We start from the raw sequence: 21,421 nt of genomic DNA, 5'->3' as shown, positions 1-21,421 counted from the left end.
CCGCGAAGGCCATTACACGGTGTCGAGGGTTACTCAGGAATCCGCAACGACTGACCCGGATAGATCTTGTCCGGATGCTTGAGCATCGGTTTGTTAGCCTCGAAGATTTTGTTGTACTTGTTGGCATCGCCATACACACGCTTGGAAATGGCACTCAGCGTGTCGCCCTTCTCAACCGTGACAAACTTCGCGGGTGTGGCCACCGGTCCGGTCACCGTGATCTGGTCATCAACACCACTGATACCGGCCACGTTACCCAGTGCAAGAAGGATTTTTTCCTTCTCTTCCTGGCTGGCGGCTTCGCCGGTGGCAATGATTTTTTCACCCTCGACCTTCACCTGGATCTTGGAAGTGTCGATCCCCGTCAGGGCGTCCTTTATGTGCTTGGTCAGCGCCTCGCTGTTGGCTTCGGCCTTGTCCGGCGTCAGCGCATCGAGAATTTTTTCACCGGCTTCTTTTAGAAAACTGAAAAGGCTCATCGTTTGCTCTCCTTGGGTTTTAGGTTCCAGACGCAAAAGACTAGACCAAGCTGGTAACCCCCGGTTCCAACCCGACCAATGACGTTGATCTGGCGCAAGCGCTAGAATCCCCTCCTTCACCGCGCCCTGGAGCGAAGATGGACATCAAGCAGCTGAAATTCCTCATCGCCCTCGACGAAACACGGCACTTCGGCCAGGCCGCGGCGCGCTGTCACATCACCCAGCCGACCCTGTCCATGCGCTTGCGCAGCCTCGAACAAGAACTGGATCTTCCACTGGTCAATCGCGGCCAGCGCTTTGAGGGCTTCACCGCGCCGGGCGAGCGTGTGTTGGCGTGGGCGCGTACGGTGCTGGCGGCCTACGACGGCTTGCAGGCCGAGGCTGCCGCCTGTCGCGGCAATCTGGTCGGCACACTCAGGCTGGGCGTGGTGCCGCTGTCGAGTTTCGACCCGCTGCCTTTAATGCAACGCCTGCATGCCGAGCACCCGAACCTGCGTTTTGAACTCTCGGCCCTGAGTTCCGAACAAATCCTCGAACAGCTGGCGAACAATCGCCTGGACCTCGGCGTGTCATATCTAGAGCGTCTGGACGGCGAGCGCTTCGACTCCCTGGCCTTCAGCGAAACCCGCATGGGCTTGCTTTACGATCAGCGCTTCTTCAGCTTCGGCGAGGCACCGTTGAGTTGGGAGTCATTGATCGAATTGCCGCTGGGCATGCTCACCAGCGGCATGCATTTTCGCCAGTCCATTGACCACAACTTCCACAGCCGTGGCCTGACGCCACAACCGCTTCTGCAAACCGATGCCGTCCACCAATTGTTACAAGCGGTACACGGCGGTCTCTGCTGCGCAGTGATGCCGCTGGAGGGCGGCCTGGAAAACCTGACCGATCACTTGCGCCTGCAACCCATCGAAAACGCCCAGACCCTTGCCCGGCTGGGGCTGATCATGCGCCGCAGTGCCCCTAGATCAGCATTGGCAGAAGCCTGTTTTGCGATTTATCAACAATCGCTAATGGCCTCTTGATCGACGCCATCTATCAACGGATCAGTAATAGCGATTAGACGTGACAACTTGACGCGCATAGGCTTAAAGCTGACTAAACCGTCGGTGATGCCTCATGAACACCAAGCGCCCTGTTTGCGCGGCGCCAGCCCTCGACACGCCCGCGCCCGCTGCCAGCCAGACGTACAGTTACAGCGATCTTCAATACACCGAATCGGCCAGCACCGCGCTCGCCGAAGAAGTCGCGTTGGCGATCGCTTATAACGGCATCAGTCAGGCTGTGATGCTGGTGACCCCGACGGACCTGGAAGACTTCATCGTCGGGTTCAGCCTCGGCAGCGGCATCATCGAAGACGTATCCGACATCTATGACCTGCAACTCAGCGGCTCTGGCTCGGCGCAATTCGCGCAAGTGACCATCGCCAACCGCGCGTTCTGGAACCTCAAGCAGCAGCGTCGGCAAATGGCCGGCACCAGCGGCTGCGGGCTCTGTGGCGTGGAGGCGGTCGAGCAGGCGTTGCCAGACCTCAAGGTGTTGGCCGGCGCACCCTTGCCGCCCGCCGAATGGCTCGATGGTTTGCGTCAGCGCATCGGCGCGTTCCAACCTCTTGGCCAGTACTCCGGCGCGGTGCACGCGGCAGTGTTCATGAACGGTCAGGGCGAATTGCTGCTGGGCCGCGAAGACATCGGTCGGCATAACGCCCTCGACAAACTGATTGGCGGGCTGATCCGCCAGAAGATCCCGACTGAGGGTGGCCTGGCGATTGTCACCAGCCGTTGCAGCCTCGAATTGATCCAGAAAGTGTTGCGCGCAGGCATCCAGACCCTCGTCAGCCTGTCGTCGCCCACGGGCCTTGCCGTGCAATGGGCCCGCCGCCATAACTTAAACCTTATCCATCTGCCCCAGAAGAATGCGCCGCGGGTCTACAGCCCGGCATTGGAGAATCAAGCGTGAGTCAACACCGTCAAGCCGACCAGAAACCCGTCCCTCGCTACAAGCCCTACAAAGGCCCGGCCGGTGGCTGGGGCGCACTGGCCAGCGTTGCCCGGGCCTGGTTGACCAGTGACAATGCGCTGAAAAACCTGCGCATGATGCTCAAAACCAACAAGAACGGCGGCTTCGACTGCCCCGGCTGCGCCTGGGGCGATTCCAACGAAGCCGGCATGGTGGCGTTCTGCGAGAACGGCGCCAAAGCGGTGAACTGGGAAGCGACCAAACGGCGTGTCGACGGCGCGTTCTTCGCCAAGCACAGCGTCAGCTCGTTGCTGGAACAGAGCGACTATTGGCTCGAGTATCAGGGCCGCTTGACCGAGCCGATGAGCTACGACGCCGAAACCGATCGCTACAAGCCGATCAGCTGGGAAGCGGCGTTCGCGCTGATCGGTAAGCACTTGCAAGGGCTGTCGAGCCCGAATCAAGCCGAGTTCTACACCTCGGGCCGCGCCAGCAACGAAGCGGCGTACTTGTATCAGCTGTTCGTGCGCGCCTACGGCACCAACAATTTCCCCGACTGCTCGAACATGTGCCACGAGGCCAGCGGCGTGGCGCTGGCGCAAAGTGTCGGCGTCGGCAAAGGCACCGTGACCTTCGACGACTTCGAACACGCCGATGCGATTTTTGTCTGGGGCCAGAACCCGGGTACCAACCACCCGCGGATGCTCGAACCGCTGCGCGAAGCGGTGAAACGCGGTGCTCAAGTGGTGTGCGTCAACCCGCTGAAAGAGCGTGGCCTGGAACGCTTCCAGCACCCGCAGCACCCGATCGAAATGCTCACCAATGGCGACAAGCCGACCAACACGGCGTATTTCCGTCCAGCGCTGGGCGGTGACATGGCGCTGCTACGCGGCATGGCGAAATTCCTGCTGCATTGGGAGCGCGAAGCGCAGCAGACTGGCCAGCCTTCGGTCTTCGATCACGACTTCCTCAATGAACACAGCGCCAACGTCCTGGAATACCTGGGCGCCATCGACGACACACCGTGGGCGCAGATCGTCGAGCAGTCCGGCCTGACCCTGGTGGAAATCGAGCAAGCGGCGCGCATGTACGCCAAAGGCAAGAACGTGATCATGTGCTGGGCCATGGGCATTACCCAACATCGCCATTCGGTAGCGACCATCCAGGAAATCGCCAACCTGATGCTGCTGCGCGGCAACATCGGCCGGCCGGGCGCCGGTCTGTGCCCAGTGCGTGGCCACAGTAACGTGCAGGGCGACCGCACAATGGGCATCAACGAACGCCCGCCGGTGGCGTTCCTCGATTCCCTGGAGCGGCGCTTCCAGTTCAAGGTGCCGCGTGAAAACGGTCACAACGTGGTCGAGGCGATCCACGCCATGGCCGATGGTCGTGCGAAAGTCTTCATCGGCCTGGGCGGCAACTTCGCCCAAGCGACCCCGGACAGCACACGCACCTTCCAGGCCCTGAGCAATTGCGACCTGACCGTGCAGATCAGCACCAAGCTCAACCGCAGCCATTTGGCCCACGGGAAAGACGCGCTGATCCTGCCATGCCTGGGTCGAACCGACATCGACATCCAGACCGAAGGCGCGCAAGCGGTGACCGTCGAAGACTCGTTCAGCATGGTCCACGCCTCCAACGGCCAGTTGCAGCCGCTGTCGAACCAGATGCGTTCCGAGCCGTCGATCATCGCCGGCATCGCTGCCGCCACCCTGGGCAGCAAACCGGTGGACTGGAACTGGCTGGTGGCCGATTACAGCCGCATCCGCGACCTGATCGCCGATACCATTGCGGGCTTCCGTGACTTCAACGAGAAGGTCAAAAACCCTGGCGGTTTCTACCTCGGCAACAGCGCCGGTGCGCGCAAGTGGAACACCCCGTCAGGGCGCGCCAACTTCCGGGCGAACGTGCTGCCTAAAGACCTAGTACACGAACGCACCCGCGCCACGGGCGTTTTGCCGGATCTGATCATGCAGTCGATGCGTTCTCACGATCAGTACAACACCACGATATATGGGCTTGATGACCGTTATCGTGGGGTGAAAGGTCAGCGGGATGTGTTGTTCGTCAATGAAGCCGACATTATTCGCCTGGGGTTCAAGCCTGGGCAGAAGGCTGACATCGTTTCGATCTGGGATGATGGGCGCGAGCGTCGGGTGAAGGGGTTCACGCTGCTGGCGTTTGATATTCCTGCGGGGCAGGCGGCTGCTTACTATCCAGAAGTGAATCCGCTGGTGCCGCTGGAAAGCACTGGGGATGGCAGCCATACGCCGACGTCGAAGTTTGTGGCGATTCGATTGGAAATGGCGAGTGAGACTGGGTTGATTTTGGCCAAGTCGGCTTAAAGCGACTGCAGGTCTAGCCTCTTCGCGGGCAAGCCTCGCTCCTACAGAATCCGTGTCATGTACGAAAATGCGTACGACACAGAACCTGTAGGAGCGAGGCTTGCCCGCGAAGGCGTCCGACATGGCAATACATGATCGGAACCATTCGGTAACTTTCCAATCGCCCACAAAAAAGGCCGTTTTTTCACAAAAACGGCCTGTCCGAAGTAGCTAAAGACCGGCGAAAAACACTTAAGTTCCGCCCAAAAAACAGCAACTTATAGAAATGTGCTCAAGTCGTGTTACTCGTCGGATTTCGATTGTCACGACCATGACACAGCCTCAGGATCGCGCCGTCATCCCCTTGAGGTTCCTCTATGAAGTTCTCCTCGATTCTCTTGTTGTCCCTTGGCCTGGTCAGTGGCTTCGCTTCTGCCGGCGGCACCACCGAAGCAGGTGTGGGCGGCGCATTGGGCGGGGTTCTGGGCTCGGTCGTCGGTCAGTCATTAGGCGGCAATACAGGTTCCACCATTGGCGCGGCCCTGGGCGGCGCGGGTGGTAGTGCTGTTGGCGCAGACAAACGCAGCCGTGGCGAAGCAGCCATTGGCGGTGCGTTGGGCGCAGCAGGCGGTAACGTGGTCGGCCGCAGCATGGGCGGCACCACCGGCAGCCTGATCGGCTCCGCAGCAGGCGGCGGCGCCGGTGGCGCGCTGGGTAACTACATGGGCAACAAGAGCGATGACGACGATGATCGTCGCTCCTATCGTCGTGGTCATGATGATCGTCGCTACTACCGTGACGGCCATCGGGGTCGCGGCCATGCCTACGGCCATCGCAAGAATAAACATCGCCATGACGACTGAGGCTTGAATCGCCTCGTGGACCGGTAAATCAAATAATCGCAGCCCTCGGGCTGCGATTTTTTTTGCCTGTCAAACTACCAAGCGCTCCATTGCATCGCGCAACCCGGCGGGAATCGCCACGGGTAGATTCGACACCCTATCCACAAACACATGCACGAAGCGCCCCGCCGCGCAGGCTTCGTCTTCCCCGGCCTTGAACACGGCCAGCTCGTATTGCACCGAGCTGTTGCCCAGCTTGCCCACCCGCAGACCGATCTCGATCCGGTCCGGAAAGGCGATGGAAGCAAAGTAATCGCAAGACGAACTCACCACAAAACCCACCACCTCGCCGTCATGGATATCCAGGTCACCGACTTCGATCAGGTAGGTGTTCACTGCCGTGTCGAAGAAGCTGTAGTAAGTGACATTGTTGACGTGACCGTAGGCGTCGTTGTCGTGCCAGCGGGTGGTGATGGGCTGGAAGTGCGGGTAGTCGGTGCGCTGGGGCATCGGGTTGGACATCAGTGTCGATTCCTGGAGTTGGATTGCCAGTCTAAGGCGAAAACCGCGTTATCGTTCTTCGCGAGCAGGCTCGCTCCCACCTCTAATCTTCAGTGAGCACAGATTTGTGTATCACCGGGGTTCAATGTGGGAGCGAGCCTGCTCGCGAAAGCGCCGGCACAGGCGCTGCATCAATTACCTGTCAGCAAACCCCTTACCCACCGCCTCCAACTCGCCAATCAAGCGCGCCGGTTTCCAGTGATCACCCTGCCGGGTCTCCAGCGCCATCAAACGCTGATGAATATCCGCCAGCCCTTGCTGATCCGCCCACGCCATCGGCCCGCCCTTGTCCGCCGGGAAACCATAACCGTTGAGGTACACCAGATCGATGTCGTGCGCCGACCCCGCAATACGTTCCTGAAGGATTTTCGCCCCTTCATTGACCAGCGCCAGCAGACAACGCTCGAGAATTTCCTCAGGGCTAATCTCACGACGCTGGAAGCCCAACCCTTCGCTGACCTGCAACACCAGCGCATCGACTTCCGGATCGTACTCAGCCTGTCGGCTGCCCGGTTCGTAGTGGTAATAGCCGTCGCCACTCTTCTGACCAAAACGCCCCAGTTCGCACAGACGGTTATCTACCTGTACCTCGGGTGCATCCTGCCCTGTTCCAGCCAATTCCCGAGCGCGCCATCCCAGGTCGACGCCAACCACGTCGTACATGCGGAACGGCCCCATGGCAAAACCGAATCCTTGCAGCGCCGCATCCACCTGATAGGGATAAGCCCCCTCAAGCAGCATCTTGCGCGCTTCGAGCACGTAGGTATTGAGCATGCGGTTCCCGATGAAACCATTGCAGTTGCCCGCCACCACGCTGACCTTGCCCATGCGCTTGCCCAGCTCCAGCGCCGCATCGAGCACTGCCGGCGAAGTCTGCGCACCGCGGACGATTTCCAGCAACTTCATGATATGGGCCGGGCTGAAGAAGTGCAGGCCCAGGACCTGAACCGGACGGCGAGTCGCCGCAGCGATGGCGTCGATATCCAGCGCTGAAGTGTTGCTGGCCAGAATGGCTTCAGGTTTGAGCAGCCCGTCCAGTTCGCGGAAGATCTTTTGCTTGAGCTCCAGATTTTCGTAAACCGCCTCGATCACCAGATCAACATCGCGGATCGCCGCATAATCAGCCGCCGCCGTGACCCGTGCGATACGTGCGTCCGCCTCGGCCTGATCGATCCGGCCCTGTCGCACATTGTGCGCGTAGGTATCCGCCACGTTGGCCAGCGCCTGTTCCAGCATCTGCGGGTTGTTATCGACCCACTGCACCGGAACGCCGGCATTGGCCAGGCACATGACAATGCCACGACCCATGGTGCCCGCACCGATGACGGCGGCGCGCTGAATGTTGAACGGTGTCTGGCTCATGGTTGTTCTCTATGTTGGCGATCCAAAGACAGCCATCACCATAGTCAGCCGCCGGGCATTTTTGAAATTTATTCCTGTGATGAGCAACATTCAGCGGATGGATCTACCCGCGAATACACCAAAGATCCCTGTGGGAGCGGGCTTGCTCGCGAAAGCGATGTGACAGTCAGCGATGATGTCGACTGACACTCCGCTTTCGCGAGCAAGCCCGCTCCCACATTGGTCCGCGTTTCAACTGGGCAGATGCGCTTCAGCCCATTCCCGCACGTCGGCGTAAGGATAATTTTCCAGCGCAGCAAACCCCGGAATCGAACGCGCCTTCAGCTTGGTAAACAACGGCACGCTGATCCCGCACAAAAACCGGGTTACCCGCTCAGCCGACGGGACATTGCCGGTGTGCTGTTCATGCCTGTGGATAAAATCACCGCACAGTGCTTCGAAGTTTTTATCCACAAGCGCGGGCAATTCCGGTGGCGTTGGCAACCGCGCCACGTGCCCATGACACACCGAACAATGCCCGCACTGTCGCGGCGCGTTTTCGTCGCCGAAGTACTTGGCCAGGCGATAACCCAGGCAGTGGTCGGTGGCGAACAGATCCAGCATGGCGTGAATCCGCGCGATCTCGGTGCGTTCGTGCTGGGTGAAATAGGCGTGCAGTTCGGCGCTCAGTGCCTGACTGTCGACATTCGATTGCAGCAGGCTGTAGACCTCGGTCATCTGCTTGCTTTCCAGTTCGACCCAGCCTTTCTCCTGGAAATAATCCAGCGCCTTGACCACCCGGTTGCGCTCGGCTTGATGCTGCTCATACAGCGCATCGAAATTCACCGTGGCCCAGGTCCGCGCGCGGCTGGAGGTCTGGATGATTGCGGCGACAAAGTCTTTGCGCTCCCCCTCGAAACGGGCCAGCAAGGCTTCCGGTTCTTGCAAATACTTGAAGCGGTATTCGGCGTAATAGGCGTAACGCGGGGCAATCAAACCACGCAGTTCGAGTTGCACCAGCAAGGTCTTGAGCGGCAATTGGCGAATGTTGCTCTGGTCCGCCAAAGGTCCCAACAGAAACTCCCACTGCCCCTCGGGCGCAGCAGCTTGCAACTCGTCGAGCACGCAGCGAATGCCATCCAGCTCCGGCGTGTCGCCGTAGACGAAGTTTTCCAGCACGTTGAGGCTGTCGCGGTTGGCCAGTACCAGGCAGTCGGAGGGCTGCCCGTCACGCCCGGCGCGGCCGATTTCCTGGCTGTAGTTTTCGATGGATTTGGGCAGGTCGAAATGCACCACGTTGCGGATGTCGCTCTTGTCGATGCCCATGCCGAAGGCGATGGTGGCAACGATGCAATTGGACTGCCCGCCCATGAAACGTTTTTGAATGGCTTCGCGTTGTTCGTGGGGTAAACCGGCGTGATAGGCCTCAGCCTGAATGCCATTGCGACCCAAGTGTTCGGCGATGTGTTCCGCGGTTTTTTGCAGGGTGACGTAGACGATGCTCGGCTGGCCCGGACGTTCGCTCATCCATTCGACCAAGCGTCGGCGCTTGTCCTGACCGCGTACCGGCTCGACCAGCAGATTCAGGTTCGGCCTGTAGAAACCTGTGGTCACTACATCTTCCGGGGCGATGGCGAATTTGGCCTCCATGTCCGCGATTACTTTGGGCGTCGCGGTGGCCGTCAGCAGCAACGCCTGCGGAATGTTGAACTGACGTTGATAGTCGGGAAGCTTGAGGTAGTCGGGGCGGAAGTTGTGGCCCCACTCCGAGATGCAGTGCGCCTCGTCCACCACCAACAACGAGATCGGCACCTGCTGCAAGAAATTGCGGAAGCGCTCGTTCTTCAAGCGCTCCACGGAGATCATCAAAATTTTCAGTTCGCCGGACTTGGCCCGGGCCATCACATCGCTTGCGTCGTCACGACTCTGAGCCGAATCAATGCTGCCCGCCGCAATGCCGTGGCGTTGCAGGAACGCCAACTGATCCTGCATCAACGCCAGCAGCGGCGAGACCACCAGCGTCAGGTGCGGCAGCAATAGCGCCGGTAACTGATAGCAAAGGGACTTGCCTGAGCCGGTGGGGAAAATCGCCGCCGCCGAGCGCCCGGCCAACACCGCGCTGACCGCCGCCTCCTGGCCGGGCCGGAACTGTGGATAACCGAAAACCTGTTCCAGGGTGTTGTGCATAAGCTGTCACTCCGTTGACCGCTGCGAAGCCCAAAGCCTAGCCGGCAAACGCAGCGAGTCGAGAAAAAGTCGGGGACCAAAACGATACGGGATGATACAGCGGATGCAACATGGACACGGCAAGGCGTGAGGGCTGGGGCGGCTTTCAAATCGCTATCGCGAGCAGGCTCACTCCCACAGGGAAATGCATTTCAAAATGTGGGAGCGGGCTTGCTCGCGAAGAGGCCAGAGCAATCTCTTCAAACATTCGAGAGCCCTCAGGGCACCAACACCGCCACACGCAATTGCTCATTCAGCGCCTGCTCATGAAATGTCTGGCTCTTGCTCGCCCAAACCGCATGAGCCGGGCTGATTTCGCCCGTGAAGGCCGCCGCCAACTGACGCAAATCGGCGACGTTTCGCACACGGGGGCAGAAGGGTTCGCCGTCGCAGTTCTGACTGGCGCTGCGGTAGGTGATCAGCAACCGATCCCACAGCCCGTCACGCACTTGCCTGACCGACTTGAGCTTCACTTCCTGCACGCCCAGCCGTTGTTTCAGACTTTGCTCGTCGAGCCTCTCGCTGGCCAGCAGTGCCTTGCCGAACATCAACACTTCGGCGCGGGACGCGGTGTCCACGTTCGCCTGGCTGTTCAGGGCATCCGGCCAACCGGTGCGATCCATATTGGCGAGGACCACCGAGTTGCTCGCGTCAGCCGCGCCCGTCAAACGACAAACACCCGCCCACAGCAACAAAATCGCGGCCATACGTTGCCATTGCATACTTAATTCCCTTTAAGCGTTGGACAGACGTTTTCGAAACGCCCTACAGATTCTGGCGCGCACCATACAGAGGATTGATGCGCTGCGCCTGACAAACACGTAGGAAATTCGACCTCTAGGGGTATTGCTGAAAAAAGCCTCGGGGTACACGTAGGCAAAAGGCCACAGCGCAGGTAAATCCCCTACAAACCCCGTCCATTTGCGCGGTATTGCGACGGCGGAACGCACGCCTCTATAGTTTGCCGCGCCGTTGAACACAGGGACTGACCTCATGCAAGACCGCTATCGCCCGCTCAAAACCAGCTACAGCGAAACGCCCGTGCTGGTCATCGACACCGCCGCCAGCACCGGCGCCGTCCTCGACGCCGCTCACCAACGCCTGCGCGCCGCCAGCGACCTGCTCGAAACACTTTATTGCCTGTGCTTCAAACAGGCTGACGTGAAAGACATTCCACATATAGTAAATGCGCTTTATTTATTAACGCAGGACGGATGCGAACTTCTCGACGTAGCAAGACAAAGAATAGAACACTGACTGCAAGAATAGACCCCTCACAAACATCGAAACAACTAACCACTTCATTATTCAAATAACAAATACTAGTCTGCAAGCTCTTAAACCAATCAAGAGCACTACAGTGACTACATTAACTATTTTCTTTTGCGGCACCGGTTCGACCAAGTTCGACGACACTCATGAAAACTTTTGGGACGGTGAACTGGTTTCCACACTTGCCTCTCACCATACCGGACGCGAGTTCGCCGAATGGATTGTGGTCGACGGTCCCGGCAGCGGTAACCTGCAAGCCGATGACCTCTTTACCAAGTCCAAGGACTACGGCCTCAGTGGCTCACTGTTCGGCAAAGGCTGGGCGGAGAACGTTCAACACGCGATCAACATCATCAAAGGCCGATGCGACTGGCAGCGCGAGCAACTGACCGAAGCAGAATATAACCGCCTGAAAGCTGCCGGCATTCCCATCGAAGACGTGAAAGTTGAAGGCTCGTGGTTCTGGCGCAAATACAACTATGGCGACCGCAGCGTGACCCAACAGAAATTACAGGAACAAATTATCAAGACGTTCCGCAAAGACGGTGTTATTCCCACCCAAGTCAACCTGGTGGGTTGGAGCCGCGGCGGCGTAAGTTGCCACATGTTGGCCAATACCATGCTCAATGACAATGAACTTAAAAACATTCCGGTGAACATCTTTGCCCTTGATCCAGTGCCGGGCACCGGTAACTTTCAGGAGGACAAAGTCAAACTCGGCGCCAACGTCAAAGAGTATGTAGGTTTCTATGCCCGGGACGAACGCTCGAAAGGCTTCAGCTGCGTCATCCCGCAAACCGCCACAGGCACCAAAACCCATATCTACCCCATGGCCGGCCGCCACGCCACCCTGGCGGGCAACGCCTCCCCTACTGGCGCCAACGGCCCGAAAACCCTGGCCGAGCCAGGCCGGATCGTCCGCCACCTCGCCGAAGTCTGCCTCAAGCGTTGGGGGGTGCAGTTGAACAAACCGTTGAACCTGACCCAAGCCGACCTGGAAAACCTCAGCAACGCCGTGGCCCGCGACGAAGCGAAGTACCAGCTGATGCACAAATACTCCTACACCTACTTCACCGAACTGGATCAAGGCGAACGCTACGTTTCGCTGGGCAGCAAAGGGGTCAGCTTCTCGACGGTGAAAGGCACGATCTACGCGCCGGCGACCGGGTTGAGCACTAGCCTGCTGGATGTTGCTGCGTATAAGCACATTGGTTGAGTGATGGGTGCGGGAGTCGGCAGCTCACTGTAAACAATCAGAGGTGAAACCGATGAAGGAAAAAGCACCACCCGAATGCTGTGAGGCTCCCATCGACAAGGCTGCCTACGAGGCGTGGTTCATCAGGCAGGTTCAGGCCAGCATTGATGATCCACGGCCGAGCATTTCTGATGAGGACGCAAGGAAGCTGATGGCGGAAAAACGCGAGAAAATACGTCGCGGAATAATCCTATAGAAAGGGCCTAACGAAGGTTCGGCCCGTTCCTACAAGCGGGGACTCTTTGTCGTCTATCGCTGGCTGGTGGCTCGTATCTATAGTCGTGACTGTCGCTGCTGATTCAGCGGCTCGGGCTTGGTCACCCGAATGGAGCACAGATACGCTTCCGTTGTATGCTGCCGACACCTCAAGTGTCTGCATATTTTATGGTGGCTGTGTTTGGGACGCCTTCGGGCGTGCCGGCAAATGTGTGCTCTCTCACCGGTTGACCAACCCGAACACAGTCCGCCTCCCATCGCTTGGTCACGATGGTGGCGACACCTTTTTTGATTCATTTGAGAGTTTGCACAATGAACGCATTTAATGAGCTCACCGAACGCTACCGTCCACTCAAAACCAACCTCACCGATTCCCCGCCCCTGGTCATCGACACAGAGGCCAACCCTCAGGACATCCTCGAAGCCGCCCTCCAGCGCATCCGAGCCTCCAGTGACCTTCTCAAAACCCTGCACTGCGTTTGCTTCAAACACGGCGACGTCGAAGACATCCCGCACATCACCCACGCGCTCTTCCTCTTAGCCCAGGACGGCTGCGACCTGCTCCAAGTCGCCCAACAACGCATGATGGACTGGAAAGCACCTGCCTGACGCCGAGTGAAGATCGTTCCCACGCTCTGCGTGGGAATGCCTCTACGGACGCTCCGCGTTCGGCTCTTGGAACACTGAGCGTCAAGCGTCGAGCACCGGAGATAACCATGAGCAAGTTTTTTGATGAGCTAATGGAAAGCGTGCAACAGATGAACGAAATCCTACGCGGCGAGCGCCAACCTTTCCGCGCGCACCAGGTACACAGCACTGATCAACATCAAACGCACCGCAAAATCAGGCTTAATCCGTCTCATCGAAACACCCCTAACGGAAGACGCTCCATGAACCTCGCCCCCAACTTCCCCGACGACCACATCATGCACCTGCTCATGCAACTACTGCACGAAGAACTCGGCCTGCCAGAACGCAAAACCATCAGCCTCACTACCTCGATCAACTTCGACCTGGGCTGCAACGGCGCAGATGCACGGAATTTGATGGAAGCGCTGGAAGAGCAGTTCGGGATCGACCTCGTGGACTACGACGCCTATCGCTACTTTCAGCCGGAGGGGTTTGATGTGCATCTGAAGCGAAAGGCAAAGGGTCGCGGCGACAAAGTCCCGCTGACCATCGGCATGCTTTATCAAGCGGTCAAGGCGCAGTGCTGGGATACACAGGAACTGGAAAGCCAATAAAGCAGCTGCAGCAGCTGAGCCAGCCTGCATAACTGCAATTATTCTGGCGCTATCACCTCAGAAGTGAAGGAATATTAGCTGCATGGCTAGAAAAACAGCGCCACTGCTTCCTCGTACTAAACGACTGCTTACCGAGTTCGGAGGACGCCTGAAACTGGCTCGTTTACGTCGAAGGCTGACCGCCAAAATGGTGGCAGAGCGAGCGGGTATGTCTGTCATGACTTTACGCTCACTGGAGTCGGGTGCTGCTGGGGTAACAATGGGGGCGTATCTGTCAGTGATGCAGGTATTGAGTCTGGAGCAAGACTTGAACAAGCTTGGCGAATCCGATGAGATGGGACGTCGATTACAGGACGCTCAGTTAAGTCGAGCCCCAAGTCCAAAGATCAAAAAAACCAGACACGAACAAAGCACCACTACCGCCAAGGTAAGCAAACCATTCGGCTCTCAGACAGGTGGTGTTGTTCGTGGGTCAGATTACAGCGGGTTTGACCCGGACGACTTCCCACTGAATACCCACGCTTTCTCCGCTTTATCTACGGAAAAAAAGAAGCCTGAATCCAACACATAACGAGGCATGTAGATTGGGGCGCGTGCGAGGATTTAATACTGGGAAACCGCTCTCCTCGATTTCACCAGCTATCGCCACTTCCAACCCAAGGTTACGATGCGCTCCCCAAACACACCTAAAAGGACATAGCGTGGACGTATTGATGGGTTTGCTCGCTGCCTTGCTTTGGGGCGGCACGGATTTTCTGGTGGGTTTGAACGCCCGCGCGGTCGGCGTCAAGCGCGCGGTGTATTTCGGTCAGGCGCTGGGCTTCAGCATCATGAGCCTGTTGCTGATCGCTTTTCCTGCCTTCATTCTCAAATCGATGTCGGCATCGCTCGATGTCTGGCTGATCGGCATTGTCGCCGCTGTGTTGACCGTGTCCGGTGCCCTGGCCTTGTCCAAGGCGTTCGCCCTCGGCAAGGCCTCTATTGTGGCGCCGCTGGTAACGTCTTACGGTGTGGTCACCACGTTGCTGTCCTGGGCGGGCGGTGAACAGATCAGCCTGGTCCAGTTGCTGTGCATCGCGCTGTGCGTGGTCGGAGTTGTCCTTTCCAGCATCCACTCTGACTCGAAACTTCCACACACCACTCAGGCCAGCAGTTCGATTGCCTATGCGCTGTTGGCGGCTGTTTTTTATGGCACCAGTTTTTGGCTGCAAGGCCGCTTCGTTCTGCCGGTGCTGGGTCCGGTGACGATGCTTTGGCTTGCGTATCTGATCGGGCTGATCGTGCTGGTTGTCATGGTGTTGAAGATCAAGGATGGCTTGAAAATTCCGCCGTTGAAAAACTGCATGACGTTAACAGGTGCCAGTCTGATGAACCTCGGTGGGTTCTCTTCATTTGCCTGGGGCGCGGTGGCGGGATCGGTTTCCGTGGTGACCGTGATCAGCACGCTGTCCGGAGGAATTGCGGCGATTCTGGGATACGTGTTCTTCAAGGAGAGGCTGGCGAAAACACAGGTGCTTGGCGTGGTTTTGGTCTTGGTCGGCGCGTTCGTTTTACACCTGAAAACCTGACCCGAACGCCCACAAAAAAGCCGCCCTCAAAGGGCGGCTTTTTCATTCACTAAATCCAAGCCTTACAACTTAGGCCCAGCAGCCTTGATCGCGTCGCTCACTTCAAACTTCTTGAAGTTCTCAACAAACAACCCAGCCAATGCCTTAGCCGCTTCATCATAAGCAGCCTTGTCAGCCCAGGTGTTGCGCGGGTTCAACAGGCCAGTCTCAACGCCCGGCACAACCAACGGCACGTCCAGGTTGATGGTGTCGAGGTGCTCGGTTTCAGCACCGATCAAAGCACCGCTCTGGATCGCTGCAATCACGCCACGCGTGGTCGGGATGTTGAAGCGTTTGCCGACGCCGTAGCCGCCGCCGGTCCAGCCGGTGTTGACCAGGTAGACCTTGGAGCCAAAGCCGCGGATGCGCTTGATCAGCAGTTCTGCGTACTCGCCGGCCGGACGCGGGAAGAACGGTGCGCCGAAGCAGGTGGAGAAGGTCGACTTGATGCCGCTGCCGGAACCCATTTCAGTCGAGCCCACCAGCGCGGTGTAGCCGGACAGGAAGTGGTAGGCCGCTTGTTCTTCGCTGAGGATCGAAACTGGCGGCAGTACGCCGGTCAGGTCGCAGGTCAGGAAGATCACAGCGTTTGGCTCGCCACCGAGGTTTTTCTCGGAACGCTTGGCAACGTGCTCCAGCGGGTAGGCGGCACGGCTGTTCTGGGTCAGGCTGACATCAGTGTAATCGGCGTGCTTGGCGTCATCGATAACGACGTTTTCCAGGACTGCGCCGTGCTTGATGGCTTTCCAGATGACCGGCTCGTTCTTCTCGGACAGGTCGATGCACTTGGCATAGCAACCGCCTTCGATGTTGAAGACAACGCCTTCGCCCCAGCCGTGTTCGTCGTCACCGATCAGGTAACGGCTTTCGTCGGCGGACAGGGTGGTTTTACCGGTGCCGGACAGACCGAAGAACAGGGTCACGTCGCCCGCTTCACCGATGTTGGCAGCGCAGTGCATTGGCAGCACGTCGGCGGCCGGCAGCAGGAAGTTTTGCACCGAGAACATGGCTTTTTTCATTTCACCGGCGTAGCGCATGCCGGCGATCAGCACTTTCTTCTGTGCGAAGTTGAGGATCACGCAACCATCGGAGTTGGTGCCATCACGCTCTGGAACGCATTCGAAGTTGGCGACGTTGAGCACTTGCCACTCTTCACGGCCAGCCGGGTTGTACTGGGCCGGGTTGATGAACAGGCAACGACCGAACAGGTTCTGCCAGGCAGTCTGCGTGGTCATTTTCACGGCCAGGTAGTGATCTTCGGACGCGCCTACATGGACGTGGGAAACGAAATGCTCTTGCGCGTTGTTGAAGGCCTCGACGCGGTCCCACAGGGCATCGAACTTGTCGGCCGGGAACTTGCGGTTGATCGGGCCCCAGGCAATGGCGGCCTGAGTGGACGGCTCTTCAACGATGAAACGATCGACTGGCGAGCGGCCGGTACGGTGACCGGTGCGAACAACCAGCGCGCCAGTGTCGGCAAGCTCGCCTTCACCGCGATTCAGGGCTTCTTTAACCAGATCATCAACACTCAGATCGGTGTACACGGCGTTATTGGCTTGCGTCATGAGGTTCCCCGTCGGCCAGTGGCCGAGTGCTCCAAACGTTTTGTAGTAGAAAGTCGTGCACTACTACCGCGAAAAAAGTGGGCCGGATTATGCCAGAAAAGCCCAAAAATAGTAGGGCCCTCCCGTCAGAACGGCGTTATTCCGGCGCTGAGCAGTGAATTTACCTGCGCTGAACCGGTTTAGTGACGGGTATCTGACGGCGTATCGACCCCCGCGCCAGCGAACAATTGGCTGATATCGGCCGCATCAAACAGGTACCGCTGGTTGCAGAATTGGCAATCGATCTCGATGTTGCCGCCGAGCTCGATGACCAGCGCTTGCGCGTCTTCCATACCCAGACTGACCAGAGCATTGCCTGAACGTTCTCGCGAGCAACTGCAACGGAAACGCAGTTTCTGCACGTCGAACAGACGTACCTGCTCCTCGTGGTAGAGGCGATGGAGCACGGTTTCGTTGTCCAGGCTCAGCAATTCGTCGGCGGTCAGCGTACCGCCCAGCGCGGTGATGTGCTGCCAGCTGGCGGCGCGTTCTTCTTCGTCTTTCAAACGATCAGCAGGCAGTTGCTGCAGCAACAGGCCACGGGCGCGACGGCCATCGGCGTACAGCCAGAAACGGGTGCCAACCTGTTGCGACATGACGAAGTAATTAGTGAAGCACTCCGACAGGGTTTCGCCATCCAGATCAACAATGCCTTGGTAACGCTGGCCTTGTGTCGGGTCGATGGTCAACGCCAGCACGCCGTTGGGCATCAGGTCGGCAAGCGTTGCGTCGGGGGCGATCCGGTCGGCTTCGTAACGGGCCAGGCCACGGATTTCGCGCTCGCTGGAGCACTCGATCATCAGCAGCGGAATCGGGCCGTCGGAACGGGCCTGAAGAATCAGCAAACCATCGAACTTCAAGGTGCCGACCAGCAACGACGCGGCCGCCATCAGCTCGCCGAGCAATTGCGCGACCGGCTCCGGATACGGGTGTTTGGCGAGGACTTCGGCGTAACTCCGTTCCAACGAAACCAGCTCGCCGCGGGTGTCGCTGTCATCGAAGATGAAGCGTTGGGTGTAGTCGGTATCCGGTAGATCGGTCATAGGTCTAGGTTCTGAAGTAATGACAAATGGTTACAAAACGTGAAATTTGCGCCTGTGCAGCACCACACTTGGTGCGCGATGTTCAGCCATGGGAGGCATTTTATGAACAATCCGGACTTGTTCCAAGCAAGGTGGAACCTGCTGCCGGTTGGCTCTGTGCAAATTTGTACCTCTGACGCTGCTGGCCTTCTGGTTATGGCCTACGGGTCAGATGCTGTGTTTGATTTTCGACGAGTGGCTATTTCAGCTGCTGAATGCGCCGCTGGGCAGTTACCCGATATGGCTACGCATCTGGGCGATTGCAAGTCTGCGCCCGTTCGACATTGGGAGTTTCGTGGATGATTGGGATGCGTAGCGCCTGATTCTGGAGTGCTGCGCACTCGATCGCGAGCAGGCTCACTCCCCCAGTAGATCTTCAATGAATACAGTTTTTGTGTTCGACAACGATCCAATGTGGGAGCGAGCCTGCTCGCGAAAGCGTCAGCGCGGACAACACAGAAGCAACTGGATTACTCGTCGTTGCTACTGCCGCGAAACTTGAACAAATCCCGCCGCTGTTTCTTGCTCGGCTTGCCATCGGTGCTCACGCCCAACGCACCCGCCTTGCGCATGGCCGCGGCCGCTTCGCGCTTGGCGATGCTGGCGTCGGTTTCCGCATACAAGGCCTGAGCCTCTGGCGCGCCGCGACGCACAATCGAGAGCGCCTGAACCACTACCGTGCGCTCCTCGAACCCTGCACGAATCTGAAACTCGTCGCCGACCCTCGGCTCCTTGCCTGGTTTGCAACGCTCACCCCGGCAATGCACCTTGCCGCTTTCAATCGCCGCCTTGGCCAAGGCACGTGTTTTATAAAAACGCGCAGCCCACAACCACTTATCGAGACGGACCTTGTCGTCCTCTTCCTGTTTTTGTGCCACTGGAATTCCTCTTTCAGCCAATAGTCGGAACTGTACTACCGTTTCTGTCGGGCGCAAGAACTCGGCCCTCCCGATAGACTGTGATCTTGGCCGGCTAACCGGTATGGAGTGATCGAGTGACTATATTTCCGTCTTCATTGACCTCGCAGCAGAGCGGTTGCCAGGGCTGTCAGCAAAGCGAGCCGCTGGGCTTCGATTTTTCTTTTGCCTACCAACCGATCGTCGATCTGCGCGATCGGTCGATTTTTGCTCATGAAGCCTTGGTGCGCGGCCTTGCCGGAGAAGGCGCACTGTCAGTGCTCGACCAGGTCACCGAGGAGAATCGCTACCGTTTCGACCAGCTGTGCCGGACCCGTGCCATAGAGGGGGCGGCCAATTTAAACATGCAGACACACTTGTCGATCAACTTCATGCCCAACGCCGTGTACCGCCCGGAACTGTGCATTCGTAGCACCCTGGAGGCCGCGAAAAAACACAACTTCCCCATCAGCCGTCTGATTTTCGAAACCCTGGAAAGCCAGCACGTAGATAACTATCGCCATTTGACTAATATTCTGCGTGAATACCGCGAATTCGGCTTCAAGACCGCCATCGACGATTTCGGCGCGGGCTACTCGGGGCTCAATCTGCTGGCTGATTTCCAACCGGACCTGATCAAACTCGACATGGCACTGATCCGCGATGTCGACCGCGATCGTGTTCGTCAGGCTATCGTTCGAGGGATTGTCACAATCTGTGCGGAGTTGAACGTTACAGTCATCGCCGAAGGCATCGAAAGCGCCGGAGAACGGGATTTCCTGGCGGACTGTGGAATATTTCTGATGCAGGGTTACTGGTTCGCCAAGCCTGCATTCAAAGCGTTGGCCCAGGTAACGCCTGAGGCCTGGACGCGTTAATCGCCGGTTTTTTCCTATTGAAGACATTTGACCATTTGACCGTTATCGGTCTGCGCGAGTGGGTGGCGCTCCCGGATTTGGGAGTCGCGGGCCTGCGCGCAAAAATCGATACCGGTGCCAGTACCTCAAGCCTGCATGCCACTGACATCGAGCCGTTCGAGCGCGACGGTGAAAGCTGGGTGCGCTTCACCGCGCACCTGGGCACGGTGGTGCAGTTGCGTCATCGACGCTGCGAGGCGCCACTGGTGACGCGCAAAACCATTAAAAGCTCCAACGGTCACGCGCAGATGCGCTATGTGGTCAGCACCACACTGGCCCTGGGTGATCGGGTATGGCGGGTCGAATTCACCCTCGCCTGCCGCAAGTCCATGCGTTATCGCCTGCTACTCGGTTCCAAAGCCTTGATCGACGGCCAATTGGTGGTCAATCCGGGCATCAAGTACGTACAAGACAAGCCGGTGTTCCCGGTATCTACCTCTTCCACAGGTGTTGCATGAAGATCGCTGTGCTGTCGCGGAACCCGCGTCTGTATTCCACTCGTCGTCTGGTCGAAGCCGGTACCGAGCGTGGCCATGAAATGGTGGTGATCGACACCCTGCGCGCCTATATGAACATTGCCAGCCACAAGCCGCAGATCCACTACCGCGGCAAGCCGCTGGAGGGTTTCGACGCGGTGATCCCGCGGATCGGTGCGTCTGTGACTTTTTATGGCTGCGCGGTGTTGCGTCAGTTCGAAATGATGGGGGTTTTCCCGCTCAACGAATCTGTGGCCATCGCCCGTTCGCGGGACAAGCTGCGGTCGCTGCAATTGCTCTCACGCCGGGGAATCGGTTTGCCGGTGACCGGGTTTGCGCACTCCCCGGATGACATTCCCGACCTGATCGACATGGTCAACGGCGCACCGCTGGTGATCAAGGTGCTGGAAGGTACGCAAGGCATCGGTGTGGTGTTGTGTGAAACAGCGACGGCGGCAGAGTCGGTGATTGAAGCCTTCATGGGCCTGAAGCAGAACATCATGGTTCAGGAATACATCAAGGAAGCCGGTGGCGCGGACATTCGCTGCTTCGTGGTCGGTGACAAGGTGATCGCGGCGATGAAGCGCCAGGCCAAGCCTGGGGAATTCCGCTCCAACCTGCATCGGGGTGGCAGCGCCAGCCTGATCAAGATCACACCGGAAGAACGCATGACTGCGTTGCGCGCGGCGAAGGTCATGGGGTTGGCGGTGGCAGGTGTGGATATCCTGCGTTCCAATCACGGGCCGCTGGTGATGGAAGTGAACTCATCGCCGGGCCTGGAAGGGATTGAGACCACCACCGGGAAGAACGTGGCGGGGATCATCATTGAGCATCTTGAGAAAAATGGCGGGCCGAATATGACTCGGACCAAAGGCAAGGGCTAAACCCTGAAATTTGTGGCGGCTGGTAGACCGTCTTCGCGGGCAAGTCGGACCGCCGCACCGCTCGCTCCTGACATGGATTTGTCATCAACTGTAGGAGCGAGGCTAGCCCTAATGCCAGTCAGTTAAGAAATTGACTTGCCCGCCCAGCAGTAATAGAAACGGGCTTATGTTTTTATGAGCCCGCTTCATGTCCCTACAAAACGCCCTTCAAGAAGTTACCAAACTCAATCCGATCT

At 58.2% G+C, this 21,421-nt stretch carries 23 protein-coding genes and 1 pseudogene; 16 read left to right on the top strand and 8 right to left on the bottom strand.

The genetic code is table 11. From position 1 onward, the window contains the following. Positions 1 to 29 precede the first annotated feature (29 nt). The gene (gene lysM / locus EYC95_RS28455; RefSeq protein ID WP_131063289.1) at positions 30 to 479 is read right to left on the bottom strand and encodes a peptidoglycan-binding protein LysM; all 450 of its coding nucleotides are present in this window, start codon (positions 477 to 479) and stop codon (positions 30 to 32) included. A 137-nt stretch (positions 480 to 616) separates the two neighbouring features. Between lysM and EYC95_RS28450 the strand changes: the two genes are divergently transcribed. From EYC95_RS28450 to EYC95_RS28435, 4 genes are all read left to right on the top strand, one after another. Further along, entirely contained in the window at positions 617 to 1,504 is an 888-nt protein-coding gene (locus EYC95_RS28450) for a LysR family transcriptional regulator (RefSeq protein ID WP_131063288.1), read from the top strand. Positions 1,505 to 1,598: 94 nt separating this feature from the next. Further along, a complete protein-coding gene (gene fdhD / locus EYC95_RS28445; protein ID WP_131063287.1) occupies positions 1,599 to 2,438 on the top strand; it encodes a formate dehydrogenase accessory sulfurtransferase FdhD in 840 nt (279 codons plus the stop codon). Further along, positions 2,435 to 4,783: an FdhF/YdeP family oxidoreductase gene (locus EYC95_RS28440; protein WP_131063286.1), complete on the top strand. Its 2,349-nt coding sequence runs from the start codon at positions 2,435 to 2,437 to the stop codon at positions 4,781 to 4,783. The genes fdhD and EYC95_RS28440 overlap by 4 nt, the downstream gene beginning before the upstream one ends. Before the next feature lie 356 nt (positions 4,784 to 5,139). Beyond that, entirely contained in the window at positions 5,140 to 5,625 is a 486-nt protein-coding gene (locus EYC95_RS28435) for a glycine zipper domain-containing protein (RefSeq protein WP_131063285.1), read from the top strand. Positions 5,626 to 5,694: 69 nt separating this feature from the next. Here EYC95_RS28435 and EYC95_RS28430 read toward each other — a convergent pair whose 3' ends face one another. Beyond that, positions 5,695 to 6,126 (bottom strand): thioesterase family protein, encoded by a 432-nt coding sequence (locus tag EYC95_RS28430; RefSeq protein ID WP_131063284.1) that lies wholly within the window; start codon positions 6,124 to 6,126, stop codon positions 5,695 to 5,697. 174 nt (positions 6,127 to 6,300) lie between these two features. Beyond that, positions 6,301 to 7,527, bottom strand: coding sequence for a 3-hydroxyacyl-CoA dehydrogenase (locus EYC95_RS28425; RefSeq protein WP_131063283.1), 1,227 nt, complete (start codon positions 7,525 to 7,527; stop codon positions 6,301 to 6,303). On the opposite strand from EYC95_RS28425, the gene EYC95_RS30270 reads away from it, so the two are divergent. Then, positions 7,526 to 7,690, top strand: coding sequence for a hypothetical protein (locus EYC95_RS30270; protein ID WP_165557522.1), 165 nt, complete (start codon positions 7,526 to 7,528; stop codon positions 7,688 to 7,690). The two genes, EYC95_RS28425 and EYC95_RS30270, sit on opposite strands and share 2 nt — an antisense overlap. Before the next feature lie 68 nt (positions 7,691 to 7,758). On the opposite strand, the gene EYC95_RS28415 is transcribed toward EYC95_RS30270, so the two are convergent. Continuing rightward, positions 7,759 to 9,693 (bottom strand): ATP-dependent DNA helicase RecQ, encoded by a 1,935-nt coding sequence (locus EYC95_RS28415; RefSeq protein ID WP_131063282.1) that lies wholly within the window; start codon positions 9,691 to 9,693, stop codon positions 7,759 to 7,761. A 257-nt stretch (positions 9,694 to 9,950) separates the two neighbouring features. Continuing rightward, a complete protein-coding gene (locus tag EYC95_RS28410; protein WP_131063281.1) occupies positions 9,951 to 10,454 on the bottom strand; it encodes a polysaccharide deacetylase in 504 nt (167 codons plus the stop codon). Positions 10,455 to 10,725: 271 nt separating this feature from the next. Between EYC95_RS28410 and EYC95_RS28405 the strand changes: the two genes are divergently transcribed. From EYC95_RS28405 to EYC95_RS28375, 7 genes are all read left to right on the top strand, one after another. Then, positions 10,726 to 10,989, top strand: a complete 264-nt coding sequence (locus tag EYC95_RS28405; protein ID WP_131063280.1) for a hypothetical protein — start codon at positions 10,726 to 10,728, stop codon at positions 10,987 to 10,989. Positions 10,990 to 11,092: 103 nt separating this feature from the next. Next, positions 11,093 to 12,220, top strand: a complete 1,128-nt coding sequence (locus EYC95_RS28400; protein ID WP_131063279.1) for a hypothetical protein — start codon at positions 11,093 to 11,095, stop codon at positions 12,218 to 12,220. Positions 12,221 to 12,272: 52 nt separating this feature from the next. Next, positions 12,273 to 12,455, top strand: a complete 183-nt coding sequence (locus EYC95_RS28395) for a hypothetical protein (protein ID WP_131063278.1) — start codon at positions 12,273 to 12,275, stop codon at positions 12,453 to 12,455. A gap of 332 nt (positions 12,456 to 12,787) precedes the next feature. Further along, on the top strand, positions 12,788 to 13,084 hold the full coding sequence (locus EYC95_RS28390) for a hypothetical protein (protein ID WP_131063277.1): 297 nt from the start codon (positions 12,788 to 12,790) through the stop codon (positions 13,082 to 13,084). Positions 13,085 to 13,365: 281 nt separating this feature from the next. Continuing rightward, complete coding sequence (locus EYC95_RS28385; RefSeq protein ID WP_131063296.1) at positions 13,366 to 13,719, top strand: DUF1493 family protein; 354 nt, start codon at positions 13,366 to 13,368, stop codon at positions 13,717 to 13,719. A gap of 82 nt (positions 13,720 to 13,801) precedes the next feature. After that, positions 13,802 to 14,290 carry a helix-turn-helix domain-containing protein gene (locus EYC95_RS28380; protein ID WP_131063276.1) on the top strand — a complete coding sequence of 163 codons (489 nt, stop codon included), beginning with the start codon at positions 13,802 to 13,804 and terminating at the stop codon, positions 14,288 to 14,290. A gap of 142 nt (positions 14,291 to 14,432) precedes the next feature. Continuing rightward, entirely contained in the window at positions 14,433 to 15,287 is an 855-nt protein-coding gene (locus EYC95_RS28375) for a DMT family transporter (RefSeq protein WP_131063295.1), read from the top strand. 62 nt (positions 15,288 to 15,349) lie between these two features. Here EYC95_RS28375 and EYC95_RS28370 read toward each other — a convergent pair whose 3' ends face one another. Further along, positions 15,350 to 16,891: a phosphoenolpyruvate carboxykinase gene (locus EYC95_RS28370; protein WP_131063275.1), complete on the bottom strand. Its 1,542-nt coding sequence runs from the start codon at positions 16,889 to 16,891 to the stop codon at positions 15,350 to 15,352. A gap of 179 nt (positions 16,892 to 17,070) precedes the next feature. Then, entirely contained in the window at positions 17,071 to 17,973 is a 903-nt protein-coding gene (gene hslO / locus EYC95_RS28360; RefSeq protein WP_131063273.1) for an Hsp33 family molecular chaperone HslO, read from the bottom strand. A gap of 102 nt (positions 17,974 to 18,075) precedes the next feature. Between hslO and EYC95_RS30795 the strand changes: the two are divergent. Next, positions 18,076 to 18,298 (top strand): annotated as a pseudogene (locus tag EYC95_RS30795) (phosphoesterase); the annotation flags it as partial. A gap of 184 nt (positions 18,299 to 18,482) precedes the next feature. Here EYC95_RS30795 and EYC95_RS28350 read toward each other — a convergent pair. Beyond that, positions 18,483 to 18,890, bottom strand: coding sequence for an RNA-binding S4 domain-containing protein (locus tag EYC95_RS28350; RefSeq protein WP_131063272.1), 408 nt, complete (start codon positions 18,888 to 18,890; stop codon positions 18,483 to 18,485). A 116-nt stretch (positions 18,891 to 19,006) separates the two neighbouring features. On the opposite strand from EYC95_RS28350, the gene EYC95_RS28345 reads away from it, so the two are divergent. From EYC95_RS28345 to rimK, 3 genes are all read left to right on the top strand, one after another. After that, positions 19,007 to 19,786, top strand: a complete 780-nt coding sequence (locus tag EYC95_RS28345) for an EAL domain-containing protein (RefSeq protein ID WP_131063271.1) — start codon at positions 19,007 to 19,009, stop codon at positions 19,784 to 19,786. 77 nt (positions 19,787 to 19,863) lie between these two features. Beyond that, the gene (locus tag EYC95_RS28340; protein ID WP_229801818.1) at positions 19,864 to 20,283 is read left to right on the top strand and encodes an ATP-dependent zinc protease; all 420 of its coding nucleotides are present in this window, start codon (positions 19,864 to 19,866) and stop codon (positions 20,281 to 20,283) included. Further along, complete coding sequence (gene rimK / locus EYC95_RS28335; protein ID WP_007949201.1) at positions 20,280 to 21,185, top strand: 30S ribosomal protein S6--L-glutamate ligase; 906 nt, start codon at positions 20,280 to 20,282, stop codon at positions 21,183 to 21,185. Before EYC95_RS28340 ends, rimK begins: the two co-directional genes overlap by 4 nt. Positions 21,186 to 21,421: the final 236 nt, after the last annotated feature.

Source organism: Pseudomonas sp. BGI-2 (assembly GCF_004310295.1).
In the GTDB taxonomy this organism is placed as follows: Bacteria; Pseudomonadota; Gammaproteobacteria; order Pseudomonadales; family Pseudomonadaceae; genus Aquipseudomonas.
Note: the sequence above shows the minus strand (reverse complement) of the source record. Positions and strands in the feature narration are given on the sequence as shown.

Bases quoted from the DNA above. Each gene is read 5' to 3' on its own strand.
- EYC95_RS28395 (WP_131063278.1), top strand. From the start codon at position 12,273: ATGAAGGAAAAAGCACCACCCGAATGCTGTGAGGCTCCCATCGACAAG.
- EYC95_RS28405 (WP_131063280.1), top strand. From the start codon at position 10,726: ATGCAAGACCGCTATCGCCCGCTCAAAACCAGCTACAGCGAAACGCCC.
- rimK (WP_007949201.1), top strand. From the start codon at position 20,280: ATGAAGATCGCTGTGCTGTCGCGGAACCCGCGTCTGTATTCCACTCGT.
- EYC95_RS28430 (WP_131063284.1), bottom strand. From the start codon at position 6,126: ATGTCCAACCCGATGCCCCAGCGCACCGACTACCCGCACTTCCAGCCC.
- EYC95_RS28385 (WP_131063296.1), top strand. From the start codon at position 13,366: ATGAACCTCGCCCCCAACTTCCCCGACGACCACATCATGCACCTGCTC.
- lysM (WP_131063289.1), bottom strand. From the start codon at position 479: ATGAGCCTTTTCAGTTTTCTAAAAGAAGCCGGTGAAAAAATTCTCGAT.
- EYC95_RS28425 (WP_131063283.1), bottom strand. From the start codon at position 7,527: ATGAGCCAGACACCGTTCAACATTCAGCGCGCCGCCGTCATCGGTGCG.
- EYC95_RS30270 (WP_165557522.1), top strand. From the start codon at position 7,526: ATGGTTGTTCTCTATGTTGGCGATCCAAAGACAGCCATCACCATAGTC.
- EYC95_RS28450 (WP_131063288.1), top strand. From the start codon at position 617: ATGGACATCAAGCAGCTGAAATTCCTCATCGCCCTCGACGAAACACGG.
- hslO (WP_131063273.1), bottom strand. From the start codon at position 17,973: ATGACCGATCTACCGGATACCGACTACACCCAACGCTTCATCTTCGAT.
- EYC95_RS28410 (WP_131063281.1), bottom strand. From the start codon at position 10,454: ATGCAATGGCAACGTATGGCCGCGATTTTGTTGCTGTGGGCGGGTGTT.
- EYC95_RS28375 (WP_131063295.1), top strand. From the start codon at position 14,433: ATGGGTTTGCTCGCTGCCTTGCTTTGGGGCGGCACGGATTTTCTGGTG.
- EYC95_RS28435 (WP_131063285.1), top strand. From the start codon at position 5,140: ATGAAGTTCTCCTCGATTCTCTTGTTGTCCCTTGGCCTGGTCAGTGGC.
- fdhD (WP_131063287.1), top strand. From the start codon at position 1,599: ATGAACACCAAGCGCCCTGTTTGCGCGGCGCCAGCCCTCGACACGCCC.
- EYC95_RS28380 (WP_131063276.1), top strand. From the start codon at position 13,802: ATGGCTAGAAAAACAGCGCCACTGCTTCCTCGTACTAAACGACTGCTT.
- EYC95_RS28390 (WP_131063277.1), top strand. From the start codon at position 12,788: ATGAACGCATTTAATGAGCTCACCGAACGCTACCGTCCACTCAAAACC.
- EYC95_RS28370 (WP_131063275.1), bottom strand. From the start codon at position 16,891: ATGACGCAAGCCAATAACGCCGTGTACACCGATCTGAGTGTTGATGAT.
- EYC95_RS28415 (WP_131063282.1), bottom strand. From the start codon at position 9,693: ATGCACAACACCCTGGAACAGGTTTTCGGTTATCCACAGTTCCGGCCC.